The organism is Streptomyces antibioticus (assembly GCF_002019855.1).
GTDB lineage: Bacteria > Actinomycetota > Actinomycetes > Streptomycetales > Streptomycetaceae > Streptomyces > Streptomyces antibioticus_B.
Window position 1 is genome coordinate 4,633,103 of record NZ_CM007717.1, and the last position, 16,673, is coordinate 4,649,775.

Here is a 16,673-nt window from a genome sequence, read left to right on the forward strand (position 1 = left end):
GATCGCTCAGGTGCTTCCCCCCGCAGCGGCGTCACCGTGACCTGAACACGGTGACGCCGCTGTTATTTGTGGCGACATTTCGGGGTATCGGCAGGGCCGTGGAACTGGCCGGAAATCGCCGGGGCGCGACCCGGCGGGGTGTCACCCCCGTCCCAGCGTCCGCGTCACCTCGATCTCGACGGCCACCCGGGTCGGGTTCACCCGGGGCTGCCGGCCGTAGCGCTCGGCGTAGCGGCGTTCAGCCTCGGTGATCCGGTCGGGCTCCGTGCGGACCCGGGCCCGGCCCTCCAGGGTGGCCCAGCGCCGGCCGTCGACCTGGCAGACCGCGACGAGGGCGCCGTCCGGGCCCGCCGCCAGGATGTTGCGCACCTTCTTGCTGCCGCCGTCCGCGATCACCCGGGCCACTCCGCTCTCCGGGTCGTACGTCACTCCGACCGGAACCACGTGCGGGCCGCCGTCCGGGCGTGGTGTCGTCAGGGTGCACACATGGCGTTCGCGCCAGAAGGCGAGGTACGCGGGGCCGGGACGGTCGGGAAGATCGGGAAGATCGGGAAGGGATCCGGGTTCCATGGGCCCGGAATCTAGCCCCCGGCGAGCCTCCCACCGAACCTTGAGCGGAACGGACTCAACTTTGTGTACGCTTATGGAGTCAGTCTGAGTCGGTGACGGGAGCGGCTGACGCACGGACCCCAAGGCCCCAAGGAGGAGACAGCGAACGTGGACGCCGAGCTGACCAACCGGAGCCGGGACGCGATCAACGCGGCCGGCAGTCGCGCCGTATCGGCGGGAAACCCCGACCTCACCCCCGCCCACCTGCTGCTCTCGCTGCTGGAGGGCCAGGACAACGAGAACATCGTCGACCTGCTGGCCGCCGCCGGGGCCGACCAGGCCGCCGTGCGCGCCGGTGCCGAGCGGGTGCTGGCCGGTCTGCCCAGCGTGGCCGGGTCCACCGTCGCGCCGCCGCAGCCCAACCGGGAGCTGCTCGCCGTCATCGCGGACGCGCAGCAGCGGGCCCGGGACCTCGGCGACGAGTACCTCTCCACCGAGCACCTGCTGATCGGCATCGCGGCCAAGGGCGGCCAGGCCGGTGAGGTGCTGGCCCGGCAGGGCGCGGACGCGAAGACGCTCCAGGAGGCGTTCCGCTCCGCGCGCGGCGCCCGCCGGGTCACCGGCCCCGACCCCGAGGGCCAGTACAAGGCGCTGGAGAAGTTCGGCACCGACTTCACCGCCGCCGCCCGCGAGGGCAAGCTCGACCCGGTCATCGGGCGCGACCAGGAGATCCGCCGGGTCGTCCAGGTTCTCTCCCGGCGCACCAAGAACAACCCCGTGCTGATCGGCGAGCCCGGCGTCGGCAAGACCGCCGTGGTCGAGGGCCTCGCCCAGCGGATCGTGAAGGGGGACGTGCCGGAGTCCCTCAAGAACAAGCGGCTGGTCGCCCTCGACCTCGGCGCGATGGTGGCGGGCGCCAAGTACCGGGGTGAGTTCGAGGAGCGGCTGAAGACCGTCCTGGCCGAGATCAAGGACTCCGACGGGCAGATCATCACCTTCATCGACGAGCTGCACACCGTCGTCGGCGCGGGCGCCGGCGGCGACTCCGCGATGGACGCGGGCAACATGCTGAAGCCGATGCTCGCCCGCGGTGAGCTGCGCATGGTCGGCGCCACCACGCTGGACGAGTACCGCGAGCGGATCGAGAAGGACCCGGCGCTGGAGCGGCGCTTCCAGCAGGTGCTGGTCGCCGAGCCGAGCGTCGAGGACACCATCGCCATCCTGCGCGGGCTCAAGGGGCGTTACGAGGCCCACCACAAGGTGCAGATCGCGGACGCCGCGCTGGTCGCCGCCGCCACCCTCTCCGACCGGTACATCACCTCCCGCTTCCTGCCCGACAAGGCCATCGACCTGGTGGACGAGGCCGCCTCCCGGCTCCGGATGGAGATCGACTCGTCCCCCGTCGAGATCGACGAACTCCAGCGCTCCGTCGACCGGTTGAAGATGGAGGAGCTGGCGCTCGCCAAGGAGACCGACGCGGCCTCCCGCGAGCGGCTGGAGAAGCTGCGCCGCGACCTCGCCGACAAGGAGGAGGAGCTGCGCGGTCTCAACGCCCGCTGGGAGAAGGAGAAGCAGTCCCTCAACCGGGTCGGCGAGCTGAAGGAGAAGCTGGACGAACTGCGCGGCCAGGCCGAACGCGCCCAGCGCGACGGCGACTTCGACTCCGCCAGCAAGCTGCTGTACGGCGAGATCCCGGCCGTGGAGCGGGACTTGGAGCTGGCCTCCGAGGCGGAGGAGGAGGCCGCGAAGGACACCATGGTCAAGGAGGAGGTCGGCTCGGACGACATCGCCGACGTCGTCGCCTCCTGGACCGGCATCCCGGCGGGCCGGCTGCTGGAGGGCGAGACGCAGAAGCTGCTGCGGATGGAGGAGGAGCTGGGCCGCCGGCTCATCGGCCAGACCGAGGCGGTCCAGGCCGTCTCCGACGCCGTACGGCGCTCCCGCGCGGGCATCGCCGACCCGGACCGGCCGACCGGCTCCTTCCTCTTCCTCGGCCCCACCGGCGTCGGCAAGACCGAACTGGCCAAGGCGCTGGCCGACTTCCTGTTCGACGACGAGCGGGCCATGATCCGCATCGACATGTCGGAGTACGGCGAGAAGCACAGCGTCGCCCGGCTGGTCGGCGCCCCGCCCGGATACGTCGGCTACGAGGAGGGCGGCCAGCTCACCGAGGCGGTGCGGCGCAGGCCGTACAGCGTGGTGCTGCTGGACGAGGTGGAGAAGGCGCACCCGGAGGTCTTCGACGTCCTGCTCCAGGTCCTGGACGACGGCCGGCTCACCGACGGCCAGGGCCGCACGGTCGACTTCCGCAACGCGATCCTGGTGCTGACGTCCAACCTGGGCAGCCAGTACCTGGTCGACCCGGTGACCACCGAGGCGGAGAAGAAGGAGCAGGTCCTGGAGGTGGTCCGGGCGTCCTTCAAGCCGGAGTTCCTCAACCGGCTGGACGACCTGGTGGTGTTCTCGGCGCTCGACAAGAGCGAGCTGAGCCGGATCGCCCGCCTCCAGATCGACCGCCTGGCCCGCCGGCTCGCCGAGCGGCGCCTCACCCTGGAGGTCACCGACGCGGCCCTGGCCTGGCTCGCGGACGAGGGCAACGACCCGGCGTACGGTGCCCGGCCGCTGCGCCGCCTGGTCCAGACGGCCATCGGCGACCGGCTGGCCAAGGAGATCCTGGCCGGTGAGGTCAAGGACGGCGACACGGTCCGGGTGGACGCGGCGGGCGACGGGCTGATCGTGGGCCCGGCGTCGATGAAGACGCTGTAGCGCCGCTCATGTGGTGAACGCCGAGAACCGCACGCGCGCGGTCTCGGCGTTCACGTACGTCACGGCCAGGTCGACGTAGTAGGCGTCCGTCCCGGGGCGCCCGTTCACATCGAGCTGGAAGCAGTGGTCCACGCCCTTGAGACAGGCCAGGGTGCCCGGTCCGCCCGGCTCGGGCGCGTCGGGGTAGGTGTCCGCCACCCAGGTCCACACGTCCTCGCGCGGCATACGGAAATCGGCCTGATACAGCGTGTCCATCGCCGACTGCACACTGCACTCGGCGTCCCGCGCGCCGGCCGGCAGCCGGGCCCCGCCGAAGGCCAGCGCCTCTGCGCACGACACCGGGACCGGCCCGCGCGCGGGGTCCTCCTCCGCCGCCGGCATGCCGGCGAGCACCGGCATCCCGACCGCCACCACGGCCGCCGACGCCAGGGCCGCGGCCACCACGCCCCACCTGACTCCGCTTCGCCCGTTCGCCATCCGCTCCCCCTCCGCGCGTCACCGTCCCGTGATACGACAGGCCGGATCATGTCAGCTCAGGGCTGACAGGGCCCGTCGGGGTTGCCACCCCCCTCCCCGCATGGGGGAGGATGGCGGGATCCGTACGAAGGGAAATTTCGGTGAGCATCGACCCGTCCTCGATTCCGAACTTCGGGGGCCAGCAGCCCGAGCCGCAGCCCCAGGGACCGGCGGGCCCCGTAGTCCCGGATCAGGACCTCGTGAAGCAGCTCCTCGACCAGATGGAGCTGAAGTACGTCGTCGACGACGAGGGTGACCTCGCGGCGCCGTGGGAGGAGTTCCGTACGTACTTCATGTTCCGCGGCGAGGGTGACCAGGCGGTCTACTCGGTGCGGACGTTCTACGACCGGCCCCACAAGATCGACGACAAGCCCCAGATCCTGGAGGCGATCGACGACTGGAACCGCCGCACCCTGTGGCCCAAGGTCTACACGCACACCCACGACGACGGCACGGTCCGTCTCATCGGCGAGGCACAGCTCCTCATCGGCGCCGGGGTGAACATCGAGCTGTTCGTCTCCTCCACCGTGAGCTGGGTCCGCGCGGCCATCGAGTTCGACAAGTGGCTCGTGGAACAGCTCGGCCTGGAGCAGGAGGTCGACAACACAGACCGTCCTGGGGAGGGCGAGGACCAGTAGTCCCGGGGCCCCACCCGGACGCACTCGGAAACGATCGAGAGCCCGGCCCCGGCGCACGACCACCACGGTCGTGTGCCGGGGCCGGGCTTTCGTCGCTTCTGAGTGCGCAGGGATGCCCGGATGAAGCCGGGCCGTACGTGCCGGTCGTCGGACGTGGATTCCTCTCGCGCCGGAAGACGCTCGTGCGGAACGTCGGCGTCTACGCGTCCCTCTTCCTGGATGTCCTCACGTTCGGCGTGATGACGATCTCGCTGTCTTTCCTGGCGGTAGTCCTCGCCGGTTCGTGGCGGCGGGAACCGAGGCGTGCCTCGTTTTCACGCCCTGCCTCGCCCCCGCGTTTCGGAGAACCATGCTGCACCGCCTTCTCTTCGGCACCCTTGGGAACCCCAAGCTGATCCGGTTTCTGCTGCGTTGCCGGACGGTGGTGGCCGACGGCGTCGGCCGTCCCGGCGTGCGGATCGCGGGTGGGGTGCTCGCGGCGGCGGCCGGAGTCTGCGCGGTCGCGTACTGGGTGGTTTTCCGCGCCACGACGGGCGGGACCCGGCGTGCCGTGGAGGCGTCCCCCGATCTCAAGGGCGAGCCGGGGGACGTCATGGAGGTCCTCCAACTCCTCAGCGTCGTCTGGCTGGTGAGCGGTGTCGTCCTGCTCGCGTTCGGCCTCCTCGTCGCCCTCGCCCGCTGGGGCAGCGTCGTGATGATCGTGGGCGGCGTGCTGTGGTGGGCGCCGCTGGGCGTTCTCGGCCTGTACCTGCCGACCGCGTCCGCGCCGAAGATCCTCGCCGCGCTGTTCGTGGCGCTGGTCGTCCCGGCGACCCTGCTGTGCCCCGCCCAGAGGTTCGGCGGGACGGCACGCGCCGGCGCCGGCTCATGACCCCGCCCCGCCCCCTCACGCCGTACGCCCGCCCGGCCTGGTTCCGTACCGTCGTCGCGCTCTGCCTCGCCGACACGCGTCGACGGCTCAACCTCCTCGTCGGCGCGGGCCCGTCGGCGCGGGGGCGGCGCCGGGCCGCCTGGGTGGTCGTCGGCGCCGGGGCCGCCGCCGGACTCGGGGCGCTGACGGTCGTCGGACGCACCCTCGGCGCGCTGGTCCCGCCCGGGGCCGCCGTACGGACGGACCTGGCGGCCTGGACGTGGACGCCGGTCGCGGTGTGGTTCCTCCACCAGATCCTGACCGCCGAACCGGCGAAGGCCCGCGCCCTGGTCAGCCCGCCCGACGCGAGCGTCCTGCGCACGCTCCCGGTCTCCCGCGCGCAGCTCGTGACCGCCCGGCTCGTCGTCCCCGCCGCCGGGATCGCCGTTCTGGTCCTGGCCGCAGCCCTCGCCGTCGGCGCGCCCTGGCTGGCGGCGGGCGAGGAGGGCCGCCGGATGCTGCCCGTGTTCCTGCTGCACTGCGCGGGCTCGGCCATGACCGGGGTGGCCCTGCACATCGCGCTGGTGACGGCCCTGATGGTCAGGGTCGTCCGGATCCCCCACCTGCCGCGCGTCCTCGTCGCGGCGCTGGCCGGCGGGCTCGTCGGCGCGGTGGCGGCACCGTTCGTACGTGCCCTGACGGGCGGCGGCGGACCCTCCCGGGAGGCCGTGGCCCGGCTCGTCGGCGACGCGCTCACTGCCGCCCGACCCCACCTGTGGACCGTCGCGCACCGGCCGGAGACAGCAGGCCGGGTGGCGGTCGCCTACGCCGCCGTGACGGTCGTCCTGGTCGCCGCGGCCGTGTTCCGGCTGCGCGCCACCGTGCGCCGCGACGCCGCCGTGAGCGGCGGGCGCCCCGTGGCCGCCGGGCGGCCGGCCGGCGCGGGCAGGGGCGGGCGGGCCTGGTCCTCGTCGCCGTACGCCCTGGTCGGGCGGGTGACCTGGCTCCGGTTCCTGCGCGGGCATCCGCAGACGGTCGGCGGGCTGGCGCGCCTCCAGCGGCTGAGCGTGCTGTCGGGCGCGGGATGTCTGGGTGTCGTCGTCGGGCTCGGCGGGCCGTTGTGGGACCTGCCGTTCGCCGTCGTGGGCGGGGTGTTCGTGGCCGCCGCGCTGGTCACGACAGGTGAGGTCGTGCAGGTGTGCGGCATCGAGGCGGACCGGGCGGGCTGGGACATGCTGCGGCAGGCACCGCGCGCCGTCGGCGCCTGGGTCGCCGCGAAGGCCGTCACCGCCTCGGTGGCGGTGGCCGCGGCGACCGGTCCGTTCGCCCTGGGGGCCGCAGCACTGTGCGGTGTGCACGGCCCGGCCGGGTGGGCGCGGGCGATCCTGGCGCAGACCGTCGTGGCGGTCGCCACCGGCTGCGCCGTCGTCCTCACGTACTTCCTCGTGCCCCGCCCCGAGGCGTTCGCCGAGGGCCGGATCACCCGGGCCCCGGCCGCCGAGGTCACGGAGGGGCTGCTCGTCGCGCTCCTCACCCTGCCGGTCACCGCGGGCGCCGGGCTGAGCGCCGCGCTCGCCCCGGGCGGGGACGCCGGCACCGATCTCGTGCACGCGGCGCTGCTCGCCGTCTCCCTCGGGGCCGGAGGGGCCGCCCTGCGGGCCACGGCGCGCAGCGATCTGCGGTCGCCGACGGCCGGGACCGGGCCCGACCCCGCGCACACATCAGCACCCGCACCCTCCGCATCCTCAGGCACCTCCCGGAGCACCTCGTGATCGACATCGAGAACCTCGTCGTACGCCGTGGCGAGGAATCCGTCCTGCGCGGCCTCACCGCCCATGTGCCCGAGGGCACGACGGTGCGCGTCGCCGGCCCGAACGGCAGTGGGAAGAGCACGCTGCTGCATGTGATCGCCGGCCTTCTCACGCCGGACTCGGGCCGGGTCACCGTCGCCGGTCGGCCGCCCGCCGACCCCGCCGTACGGGCGGTGCGCGGCTTCGTCCAGGAGCCGCCGCCGCTGTACGAACACCTCACCGCACAGGAGCAGTTGGGGCTGGTGGCGGGGGTATGGGGACTGCGGGCCGAGAACCTGCGGGAGCGCGCCGCCAGCCTGGGGCTCGACGACCGCTTCGACGTGCTCGTCGGCGAACTCTCCCTGGGCCAGCGCAAGAAGCTCGGCTATCTCTGCGCCACCGCGCACGAGCCGCGCCTGGTGCTGCTCGACGAGCCCTTCAACGGACTGGACGCGGCCGCCGAGCGGGCGGTGCGTGACGACCTCGTCCGCTGGCGGGCGGAGGGCCGCACCCTGATCGTCGTCTCGCACTCCGAGGGCCCGCTGACGGACCTGGTGGACACCTCCCTCACCCTCGGCGCCGCGAAGAGCGCGGGGGCCGACGCGTGATCGAGGTCGGCGGGCTGGTGAAGTCGTACGGCGCGCGGCGGGTCCTGGACGGACTGTCGTTCACCGCCGTGCCCGGCCGCGTCACGGCGTTCCTGGGACCCAACGGCGCGGGCAAGAGCACCACCCTGCGGATGATCCTGGGCCTCGGCACCCCGGACGCGGGCCATGCCCTGGTCCACGGCGTCCCGTACGCCGCACTCCGCGACCCGCTCCGTACCGTGGGCGCACTGCTCGACGCGTCGGCCTGTCACCCGGCGCGCAGCCCGCACGCCCACCTCCGCTGGCTCGCCCGCACCCACCGGATCCCCCGGGAACGGGTGACCGAGGTGCTCGACCTCGTCGGCCTCGGTCCCGCCGCGCGACGGCCCGTACGGGGCTTCTCGCTCGGCATGCGGCAACGGCTCGGCATCGCCGTCGCGCTGCTCGGCGACCCGGGGACGCTGCTGCTCGACGAGCCGATGAACGGCCTCGACCCCGAAGGCATCCAGTGGCTGCGCGGCCTGCTGCGCGCCCTCGCCGACGAGGGCCGCACCGTCCTGGTCTCCAGCCACCTCATGCGGGAGATGGCGGTCACCGCCGACCACGTCCTGGTGATCGGCCGCGGCCGGGTCCTCGCCGACGGCAGCCTCGCCTCGCTCCTTGCGACCGATCCGCCGGCCGTCCGCCTCGTCACGCCCCGACTCCACGAACTGGCCGGCGCGCTGCGCACCGAAGGAGGGCAGGTGGCGTACGACGAGACCGGCGAAGGCACCGCCCGACAGGCCGTCGTGACGGGCCTGACGGCCGCCCGGATCGGCGACATCGCCGCCCGGAACGCGTGGAGCGTGCACGAACTCACCCCGCTGCGGCCCTCCTTGGAGGAGACGTACCTGCGCCTGACGGCGGAAGCGGTGGAGTACCGGGCGACAACTCCTGTGTCGCCGTCGACTCGGCAGGAGGCCGCGGTTCATGCGTGACACATCCGACCGGCGTAGCCCGGGCGGCGGTCTCGGCGACCTCGCCGCCGCCGAGTGGACGAAGCTGCGCACCCTGCGCTCCACCTGGACCCTGCTCGCCCTCGGCTCGGGTCTCACCGTCCTGGTGAGCCTGCTGTTCTGCGCGCTCATCGGCCCCGAGTTCCGCGACGCGGACCCCGAACGGCAGCGGGCGCTCGACCCCGTGGGGCTCAGCTTCACCGGCCTCCAGTTCGGCCAGGTGCCCCTGGTGGTCCTCGCGGTCCTCGCGGTCGGCGGCGAGTACGGCACCGGCATGATCCGCACCAGCCTCGCCGCCGTACCGCGCCGGGGCCGACTGCTCACGGCCAAACTCGCGGTCCTCGGCGCGACCGGGCTCGTCTGGGGTCTGCTCACCGGCGCCGTCGCCCTGACCGCCGGCAGCGCCGTGCTCGGAGCCCCGGCCCCGTTCCACGCGGACGCGGTACGGGCCTTGGCCGGGGCGGGCGTCTACGCGGGACTGCTCTCGGTGCTCGCGGCGGCGCTCACCTTCGTCGTACGCCGCTCCCTCACCGCCCTCGGCGTGCTGCTCCCCCTCCTGTTCGTCGTCTCGGGCGCCCTCGCCGCCACCCCTCACCTGCGCCCCCTGGCCCGTCTGCTGCCGGACCGCGCGGGCCTGCGCCTGATGCAGGTGCACCAGGACGCCGGCGACCTGACCCCGGCGGCGGGCGGCGCCGTCCTGCTGCTGTGGACGCTCCTGGCGGCGGCGTGCTCCTGGCACGCCCTGCGCCGTCAGGAGTGCTGAGCCGGCGAGCGGCCCGTCAGGACGTCAGGCGGCGCAGGCGGTCGGCGGCCTCCGTGAGGACCTCGTCCTTCTTGCAGAAGGCGAAGCGGACCTGGGTGCGGCCGGCTTCGTGGTTGTCGTAGAAGACGGAGTTGGGGATGGCGACGACGCCGGCGCGTTCGGGGAGGGTGCGGCAGAAGGTGTGGGCGTCCTTCTCGCCGAAGGGGGTGATGTCGGTGGTGATGAAGTAGGTGCCCCGGGGGAGGTAGACCTCGAAGCCGGCCGCGCGCAGGCCGTCGGCGAGGAGGTCGCGCTTGCGGAGCAGGTCGGCGCGGAAGCCGTCGAAGTAGGAGTCCGGCAGGCGCAGCGCCTCGGCGATGGCGTACTGGAAGGGGCCCGAGGAGACGTACGTCAGGAACTGCTTCGCCGACCGCACCGCCGCGACCAGTTCCGGCGGGGCCGTGAGCCAGCCGACCTTCCAGCCGGTGAACGAGAACGTCTTGCCGGCCGAGCTGATCGTGACCGTGCGCTCCCGCATGCCCGGCAGGGTCGCCAGGGGGATGTGCTCGGCGTCGTCGAACACCAGGTGCTCGTACACCTCGTCCGTGACGACCAGCAGGTTCCGCTCGACCGCCAGCTCGGCGATCGCCGTCAGCTCCGCGCGGGTGAGGACCGTGCCGGTCGGGTTGTGCGGGGTGTTGATCAGCAGCAGGCGGGTGCGGTCCGTGACCGCGGCGCGCAGCTCGTCCAGGTCGAGGCGGAACCGGGTCCGCTCCGCGTCCGGGCGCAGGGTGACCGGCACGCGCGTGGCGCCCGCCATCGCGATGCACGCCGCGTAGGAGTCGTAGTACGGCTCCAGGGCCACCACCTCGTCACCGGGCTCCAGCAGGGCCAGCAGGGTGGCCGCGATGGCCTCCGTGGCGCCCGCGGTCACCAGCACCTCGGTGTCGGGGTCGACGACCAGGCCGTAGCGGCGCGCCTGGTGCCCGGCGATCGCGGTGCGCAGTTCGGGGACGCCGGGCCCCGGCGGGTACTGGTTGCCGCGCCCGTCCCGCAGCGCCCGCACCGCCGCCTCACGGATCTCCTCGGGACCGTCGGTGTCCGGGAACCCCTGACCGAGGTTGATGGACCCGGTGCTCGCCGCCAGGGCGGACATCTCGGCGAAGATCGTCGTCCCGAACTCGGCGAGGCGGCGGTTGAGGAAGGGGCGTGCGGTGGAGGTCATGCCGGTCATCCTGCGCCGAAGCTCTGGAGTTCCTCAAGTGTGCTTTGGCAGGCGAGACACGCGGGCATCCCCCGTTCACGCAAGGCCCACGCACCAAGCGAGGCGCCCACGGGGGGCCGCTTCGGGGGATTCGGAAGGAGGGTGACGCCATGGTCATCGGCATCATCCTGACGTTCGTCGCAGTGTTCTTCGTGGTGGCCCTGGTGGCCAAGGCCCGCGCCGGCGCCGCCCGGTCGTCGGCGTACCGGTCGGGGCGGTCGTCGTACCGCGGCGGCCGGTCGCGGGGAGGCGTCGGCGGACGCAGCGGCAGCAGCAGCGGTTCGGGGAGCTGGTGGGCCGGGGACGTGGGGGACAGCGGGTCGTCCTCCTGCGGCTCCGGCGGCCATTCGGGTCACTCCTGCGGGGGAGGGTCGTCGTCCTGCGGCGGCGGTTCGTCCTGCGGAGGTGGCGGCGGCGGATGCGGCGGAGGGAGCTGACGGGGGGAGTTGACGGAGGGAGCTGACGGGGGGAGCTGACGGGGGCGGCTCGCCTTCCCGCGGAGCGCCGCGCGCGGCCGCGGAGCCCGTACCTGACCACGGGCTCCGCGGTCGTACCGTATGCCCGCCGTACGCCCGGCACGGGACGGTGCGGGACGGTGCGGGCACGTGCCCCGATCATGTGCGCGAGGCGTACGCCAGGGCCGCCCGGCGTACGCCGTGATTGAACAGTTGAGCTGTGGGGCCCTCTGAGGGATGGAAACCCCACGAAGTTGGGTAAAAACGCTGTGGCGGCGCCACCGTTCATGATTCCCTCTAAAACACCAACGCAGCCCTCGGACCCCAACCGGCGTCCCACGCGGACGCCCTTCCCGGACCGGGCTGACCGGGGCCGAACACCCGGTGTCGACCGGGGTGCGCCGGACCTACCCTCTTCTTTGCGTCACCGCGGAGCCGATCCATGCTCACGACCCTGAACACCTCCTACACCGACACGCGCGCGGCCGATCTCGCCTGGGCCCTGGGGCGTGAGCCGCTGCCCGCGCTCGCCACCCGGGACCTCGAACTGGGTGGTGCGAAGCTTCAGTTGAGACTGCTCGGAGCCTCCCACCAGGTGCTGCTGGAGGAGGACCGGGGCTCGTGCTCCGAGACGGTGGCCTGCATCCCCGGCAGCAGCACCCCGCTGCCACTGGGCGTCGCCAAGCGCGTCGGCGACTGGGAGTACGAGTTCGCCGCGCGCGTCGAGGTCCTCTCGCCGAACCAGTTCGCGGGCCGCGCCCAGGAACTGCTGGCCCTGGTCTCCGACCATCCGCACGGCCTCGCCGGCGTCTTCCCCGGCAGCCCGCACGCCTTCACCGCCCTCCTCGCCCAGTACCAGGACGGCCAGGTCCACTGGCGGACCTGGCACGCCTACCCGCAGGACGGCCAGCTCGTCGCCACCCGGACCCGGGTGGGCGTCCGGGTACCGGTTCCGGCGGGACGGACCGGGGCGTGAGAGGCCGGGGCATGAGAGACCAGGATTTGAGGGGCGTGCCGGGCATGGGGGGCCGGGTGCGAGGTGCGTCAGGGGCGCGTTCGAGCGCGCGTTCAGGGGCGGGCGCGGGGCAGGTTTGAGGCGCAGGTTCCACACGTGTGGGTGACGTTGCGTCCCGCGGCCGTGACGTAACGTCGCAGTCGTGATCGAACCGCACGCGCCGGCCCCGCCCGGTGCCCCGCCGTCCCGGGGCAGCCCCGCGCGGCTGCCCGTCCGGCCGGACACCGGGCGGTTCCTGGTTCTCACGTGCGTCTTCGTCTGCGCCGCCTGCGGACTCGTCTACGAACTCGAACTGGTCGCGCTCGCCTCCTATCTGATGGGCGACTCCGTCACCCAGGCGTCCGTCGTGCTGTCCGTCATGGTCTTCGCGATGGGCCTCGGCTCCCTCGCCGCCAAACGGCTGCGCCGCTTCGCCGCGGCCGGCTTCGGCGCGCTGGAGATCGGCCTCGCCCTGATCGGCGGATCCAGCGCCATGGCGCTCTACGCCGTGTTCGCCTGGACGGGTGACTGGGGCGGCCTGTGGGCCGACGGCCCCCGCGTCCTCCTGGTCGCCTTCTCCCTCGCCATCGGTCTGCTCATCGGCGCCGAGGTGCCCCTGCTCATGGAGCTGATCCAGCGCGTCCGCCGCCAGGACGCGGGCGGCGCGGTCGCCGACCTCTTCGCCGCGGACTACGTCGGCGCGCTCGTCGGCGGCCTCGCCTTCCCCTTCCTGCTGCTGCCCTTCTTCGGCCAGCTCACCAGCTCCCTGCTCACCGGCGCGGTCAACGTCATCGCCGGCGGCGCCCTCGTCCTCGGCCTGTTCCGCCGGGACGTCAGCCGCCGCGCCCGCTGGCTGCTGCTCATCGCCGGCCTCACCGTCCTCGGCATCCTCGGCTCCGCCGCCGTCCTCGTCGACGACTTCGAGCGCTCCGCCCGCCAGGCGCTCTACGGCGCCGACGTCCGGGTGGCGGTCCGCACCGGCGTCCAGGAGGTCGTCCTCACCGGCGGCACCGGCGGCCGCCCCCTCGACCTCTATCTCGACGGCCGGCTCCGCGTCGCCGGCCAGGACGAACGCCTCTACCACCAGGCCCTCGTCCAGCCCGCCATGACCGGCCGTCACACGCGCGTGCTCGTCCTCGGCGGCGGGGACGGCCTCGCCGCCCGCGAGGTCCTCACCCACCCCGGCGTCCACCGCGTCGACGTCGTCGAACGCGACCCCGGACTGGTCCGCCTCGCCCGCACCGACCCCGCCCTGTCCCGCCTCAACGCCCACGTCTACGACGACCCGCGCGTCCGGGTCGCCGTCGCCGACGCCTTCCACTGGCTGCGCGAGGCCCCCGCCGCCTCGTACGACGTGGTGATCGCCGACCTGCCCGACCCCGGCATCACCGACAGCACCAAGCTGTACTCCCAGGAGTTCTACGGCCTCGCCCGCCGCGCGCTGGCCCCCGGCGGCCGGCTCGTGGTGCACGGCGGGCCGGTGGCGACGCGTGCGCGCGCGTTCTGGACGGTCGAGACGACCGTGCGCGCGGCCGGCCTGCGCACCGTCCCCTACCGCGTGACCGGGGACGCCGGCCGTGCCGTCCACGCGCCCCGCGACTGGGGGTTCGTGCTGGCCGCCGCCGCTGCCCGGCCCGCCCTGCGCCTCGACTCGCACGGCGGCGCGGCCTCCGGAGCGCTCACCGAGGAGGGGCTCGCGGCGGACGCGCGCGCGGTGGAGCGGACCCGGGTGGCGGGGCTGCGGGCCTCGACGTTGGTGCATCCGCGGTACTGAGGGTTGGACGGGCCGTGGCTCCCGCTCTCTTGCGGACTCCCGTGGGCCGAATCCCCGTTTCGGCGGGTGCGACGGGGCGACCCGTGGGTAGGCTCGCGCAGCATGGAGCAAGAGGTGTTCGTTCCCGTTCCCGCCCGGCGGCTCAGGGCGGCCCTCGCGGACCCCGCCCAAGTGGCCCGTGCGGTGCCCGGACTCCAGCAGGACGCGGGCACCGAGCCCGTCGCCGGCCGTCTGAAGGTCCGCGTCGCCGGGCACACCATCACCTATCGCGGCACCGCCCGGATCACCGCCCGCGAGGACGGCGCGTATGCCGTGGAGGGCGACGCGACCGAGGTGCGCGGCTCGGGTGCGGTCAAGCTCGCCCTCGTGGTGCGGCCCCGGGACACCGACGGCGGTACGACCCTGCGCTTCGAGGGCACGGCCTCGGCGGACGGCCGCGTCGCGGAACTCCCGCAGGACGCGGTGATCGCGGCGGTGGCCCGCATCTTGAATCGGTTCGCGGAGAACTTGGGGGCGGGGAGTTCGGGGGTGGAGGGGGATGCCGGGGAGTCCCCGGTGACGGCGGAAGCCCCGGTGGCGGAACCCACGGCCGCCGATGAGCCCGCCGAGTCCGCCGACGCCGAGCCTGCCGAGTCCGCCGACGCGGAAGCCGATGCCGACGCGGAAACCGATGCCGTAGAGGATCCCGAAGCCCCCGCCGAGCCCTCGGCCGAAGCCCCCGCCGAACCCCCGGCGGAGCCCCCCGCCGAAGCCGCGCACGCGCGCCGCACCATGATCGGGCGCAGTGCCGAGGAGGTGGATCACGCCCCGCCGCGCGGCCGGTACGCGCCGGTGCCCGCCCCGCAGACCGTCGCCCAGAACAGCACCCTGCGCTGGGCCGCCCCCGCGGCCGCGCTGGTCGTGGCGTCCGCGATCGTCGTGGGCCGGGCCCTGCGCCGACGGCGCTAGGTCCTGTCGTCACATTCCCGCCGTCGCCCGCAGGGCGGCTCTGCGGCGTCAGGTGCGTGCTCTGGGGGTCCCCCCGGCCGAAGGCTGGGGGAGTGCCGGGCCCTGACCCTCGTACTGGACGTACTTGGGTCTGGGCCCGGTGCGGCGAGTGGGGGCACCTCCCACGCCTTTCAGGCAGTGGGGGAGCGTGCATGGCGTCGCGGGGCAGGCGGGAATGTGACGACAGGGCCTAGCCCCGCCGAGGGATCGACTTCCGGCCAGGCGGCCCCCGTGGCCCTTCCCGTCGTCCGCCCCGCTCCTGATCGTCCGAGTAGGGTCGACCCGTGAGTGCTGAAGAGATCACGTTGGCCGCGGGCGACGCGGAGGTGACCGTGCTGCCGGGCAACGGCGGCCGGATCGGTGGGGTGCGGGTCGGCGGGCTCGAACTGCTGCGGCAGGGCGAGCGGTTCGGCTGCTTCCCGATGGTTCCGTGGTGCGGCCGGATCCGGGACGGCCGGTTCCGGGACGGCGGTTCCGTGCACCAGATGCCCCTCAACGCCGGCCCGCACGCCATCCACGGCACCGCCCGCGACGGCGCCTGGAAGGTCGCGCGCCGCTCGGCGGCCGAGACCGTGCTGACGTACGACCTGGTGGAGCCGTGGCCCTACCCCGGCCGGGTCACCCAGGTGGTCGCGCTGACCGCCGACTCCCTCACGCTCACCATCGGGGTGGAGGCGCACGACTCCTCCTTCCCGGCGCAGATCGGCTGGCACCCTTGGTTCCACCGCAACCTCGGCGGCCAGGACGTACAGGTCGACTTCGAGCCCGCGTGGCAGGAGGAGCGCGGCGACGACCATCTGCCCACCGGCAACCGGATCGCGCCGAAGCCGGGGCCCTGGGACGACTGCTTCGGGATGCCCGGCGGGGTCGACGTCACCCTGACCTGGCCCGGACAGCTCGAACTGAAGGTCACCAGCCCCGAGCAGTGGGCCGTCGTCTACGACGAGCAGGAGGCGGCCGTGTGCGTGGAGCCGCAGACCGGCCCGCCGGACGGACTGAACACCCTCCCGCGCCTGGTCACACCGCTGGAGCCGCTGGAGGCCACGACGACCTGGTCCTGGACCCGCCTCTAAGCTGAGGGCATGACGGACGTACGTGGCGCGCTGCTTCAGCAGATCAAGGACAAGGCCGTGGTGCACGGCAAGGTGACCCTGTCGTCGGGGCTGGAGGCGGACTACTACGTCGACCTCCGCCGCATCACCCTCGACGGCGAGGCCGCCCCGCTGGTCGGGCAGGTGCTGCTCGACCTGACCGAGGACCTGGAGTTCGACGCCGTGGGCGGGCTGACCATGGGCGCCGACCCGGTCGCCGCGAGCATGCTGCACGCGGCCGCCGCGCGCGGGCGCCGCCTGGACGCGTTCGTCGTCCGCAAGGCGGCGAAGGCGCACGGGCTCCAGCGGCGCGTGGAGGGCCCCGAGATCAAGGGCCGCCGGGTCGTCGTCGTCGAGGACACCTCCACCACCGGCGGTTCGCCGCTGGCCGCCGTGGAGGCAGTGCGCGAGGCGGGCGCCGAGGTCGTCGCCGTCGCCACGATCGTCGACCGGGCGACCGGCGCCGGCGAGAAGATCCGCGAGGGTGCGGGCGTTCCGTACCGGTTCGCCTTCTCGAAGGATGAACTGGGTCTGGACTGACGGGCCGGGTTGACCTGGACTTGTCCGGCGCGCCGGACCGGACGCCGGCGAGTCGTGGACCGGTCGTGGACCGGAGCACTGCCGGTCGCGGACCGGGACACAGCCCGTCGTGGACCGGGCATGGACCATCCGCGC

At 73.7% G+C, this 16,673-nt stretch carries 16 protein-coding genes; 13 read left to right on the plus strand and 3 right to left on the minus strand.

The genetic code is table 11. The annotated features are described in order from the left end of the window. Positions 1-141 precede the first annotated feature (141 nt). Complete coding sequence (locus AFM16_RS21000) at positions 142-570, minus strand: pyridoxamine 5'-phosphate oxidase family protein (protein ID WP_078634256.1); 429 nt, start codon at positions 568-570, stop codon at positions 142-144. 147 nt (positions 571-717) lie between these two features. Between AFM16_RS21000 and clpB the strand changes: the two genes are divergently transcribed. Beyond that, the gene (clpB, locus tag AFM16_RS21005) at positions 718-3,315 is read left to right on the plus strand and encodes an ATP-dependent chaperone ClpB (RefSeq protein ID WP_078634257.1); all 2,598 of its coding nucleotides are present in this window, start codon (positions 718-720) and stop codon (positions 3,313-3,315) included. A 6-nt stretch (positions 3,316-3,321) separates the two neighbouring features. Here clpB and AFM16_RS21010 read toward each other — a convergent pair whose 3' ends face one another. Further along, complete coding sequence (locus tag AFM16_RS21010; protein WP_078634258.1) at positions 3,322-3,792, minus strand: hypothetical protein; 471 nt, start codon at positions 3,790-3,792, stop codon at positions 3,322-3,324. A gap of 140 nt (positions 3,793-3,932) precedes the next feature. Between AFM16_RS21010 and AFM16_RS21015 the strand changes: the two genes are divergently transcribed. The 6 genes from AFM16_RS21015 (at position 3,933) to AFM16_RS21035 (ending at position 9,454) form a co-directional block, all read left to right on the plus strand. Then, positions 3,933-4,469 (plus strand): type III secretion system chaperone family protein, encoded by a 537-nt coding sequence (locus AFM16_RS21015; protein WP_030781933.1) that lies wholly within the window; start codon positions 3,933-3,935, stop codon positions 4,467-4,469. A 349-nt stretch (positions 4,470-4,818) separates the two neighbouring features. Next, positions 4,819-5,340, plus strand: a complete 522-nt coding sequence (locus AFM16_RS21020; RefSeq protein ID WP_078634259.1) for a hypothetical protein — start codon at positions 4,819-4,821, stop codon at positions 5,338-5,340. Further along, the gene (locus AFM16_RS39430; RefSeq protein ID WP_167797228.1) at positions 5,337-7,091 is read left to right on the plus strand and encodes a hypothetical protein; all 1,755 of its coding nucleotides are present in this window, start codon (positions 5,337-5,339) and stop codon (positions 7,089-7,091) included. The genes AFM16_RS21020 and AFM16_RS39430 overlap by 4 nt, the downstream gene beginning before the upstream one ends. Further along, positions 7,088-7,717: an ABC transporter ATP-binding protein gene (locus AFM16_RS39435; RefSeq protein WP_167797229.1), complete on the plus strand. Its 630-nt coding sequence runs from the start codon at positions 7,088-7,090 to the stop codon at positions 7,715-7,717. The genes AFM16_RS39430 and AFM16_RS39435 overlap by 4 nt, the downstream gene beginning before the upstream one ends. Then, positions 7,714-8,673, plus strand: coding sequence for an ABC transporter ATP-binding protein (locus AFM16_RS21030; protein WP_078634260.1), 960 nt, complete (start codon positions 7,714-7,716; stop codon positions 8,671-8,673). Before AFM16_RS39435 ends, AFM16_RS21030 begins: the two co-directional genes overlap by 4 nt. After that, the gene (locus AFM16_RS21035) at positions 8,666-9,454 is read left to right on the plus strand and encodes an ABC-2 transporter permease (protein WP_078634261.1); all 789 of its coding nucleotides are present in this window, start codon (positions 8,666-8,668) and stop codon (positions 9,452-9,454) included. The genes AFM16_RS21030 and AFM16_RS21035 overlap by 8 nt, the downstream gene beginning before the upstream one ends. A gap of 16 nt (positions 9,455-9,470) precedes the next feature. Here the strand turns inward: AFM16_RS21035 and AFM16_RS21040 are convergent, their stop codons facing one another. Beyond that, a complete protein-coding gene (locus AFM16_RS21040) occupies positions 9,471-10,667 on the minus strand; it encodes a pyridoxal phosphate-dependent aminotransferase (protein ID WP_078634262.1) in 1,197 nt (398 codons plus the stop codon). A 140-nt stretch (positions 10,668-10,807) separates the two neighbouring features. On the opposite strand from AFM16_RS21040, the gene AFM16_RS21045 reads away from it, so the two are divergent. The 6 genes from AFM16_RS21045 (at position 10,808) to pyrE (ending at position 16,538) form a co-directional block, all read left to right on the plus strand. Further along, positions 10,808-11,134, plus strand: a complete 327-nt coding sequence (locus tag AFM16_RS21045; RefSeq protein ID WP_179123292.1) for a hypothetical protein — start codon at positions 10,808-10,810, stop codon at positions 11,132-11,134. Positions 11,135-11,594: 460 nt separating this feature from the next. Further along, positions 11,595-12,128, plus strand: a complete 534-nt coding sequence (locus AFM16_RS21050; protein WP_030781942.1) for a DUF2617 family protein — start codon at positions 11,595-11,597, stop codon at positions 12,126-12,128. 181 nt (positions 12,129-12,309) lie between these two features. Beyond that, positions 12,310-13,920, plus strand: coding sequence for a polyamine aminopropyltransferase (locus AFM16_RS21055; RefSeq protein ID WP_078634263.1), 1,611 nt, complete (start codon positions 12,310-12,312; stop codon positions 13,918-13,920). A gap of 102 nt (positions 13,921-14,022) precedes the next feature. Next, a complete protein-coding gene (locus AFM16_RS21060) occupies positions 14,023-14,868 on the plus strand; it encodes an SRPBCC family protein (RefSeq protein ID WP_078634264.1) in 846 nt (281 codons plus the stop codon). Positions 14,869-15,191: 323 nt separating this feature from the next. Continuing rightward, positions 15,192-15,980, plus strand: coding sequence for an aldose epimerase family protein (locus tag AFM16_RS21065; RefSeq protein WP_030781952.1), 789 nt, complete (start codon positions 15,192-15,194; stop codon positions 15,978-15,980). 9 nt (positions 15,981-15,989) lie between these two features. Then, positions 15,990-16,538 (plus strand): orotate phosphoribosyltransferase, encoded by a 549-nt coding sequence (gene pyrE, locus AFM16_RS21070; protein ID WP_030781957.1) that lies wholly within the window; start codon positions 15,990-15,992, stop codon positions 16,536-16,538. Positions 16,539-16,673 lie beyond the last annotated feature (135 nt).

Bases quoted from the DNA above. Each gene is read 5' to 3' on its own strand.
- AFM16_RS21010 (WP_078634258.1), bottom strand. From the start codon at position 3,792: ATGGCGAACGGGCGAAGCGGAGTCAGGTGGGGCGTGGTGGCCGCGGCC.
- AFM16_RS21040 (WP_078634262.1), bottom strand. From the start codon at position 10,667: ATGACCGGCATGACCTCCACCGCACGCCCCTTCCTCAACCGCCGCCTC.
- AFM16_RS21035 (WP_078634261.1), top strand. From the start codon at position 8,666: ATGCGTGACACATCCGACCGGCGTAGCCCGGGCGGCGGTCTCGGCGAC.
- AFM16_RS21045 (WP_179123292.1), top strand. From the start codon at position 10,808: ATGGTCATCGGCATCATCCTGACGTTCGTCGCAGTGTTCTTCGTGGTG.
- AFM16_RS21050 (WP_030781942.1), top strand. From the start codon at position 11,595: ATGCTCACGACCCTGAACACCTCCTACACCGACACGCGCGCGGCCGAT.
- AFM16_RS21060 (WP_078634264.1), top strand. From the start codon at position 14,023: ATGGAGCAAGAGGTGTTCGTTCCCGTTCCCGCCCGGCGGCTCAGGGCG.
- AFM16_RS21000 (WP_078634256.1), bottom strand. From the start codon at position 570: ATGGAACCCGGATCCCTTCCCGATCTTCCCGATCTTCCCGACCGTCCC.
- pyrE (WP_030781957.1), top strand. From the start codon at position 15,990: ATGACGGACGTACGTGGCGCGCTGCTTCAGCAGATCAAGGACAAGGCC.
- AFM16_RS39430 (WP_167797228.1), top strand. From the start codon at position 5,337: ATGACCCCGCCCCGCCCCCTCACGCCGTACGCCCGCCCGGCCTGGTTC.
- AFM16_RS21020 (WP_078634259.1), top strand. From the start codon at position 4,819: ATGCTGCACCGCCTTCTCTTCGGCACCCTTGGGAACCCCAAGCTGATC.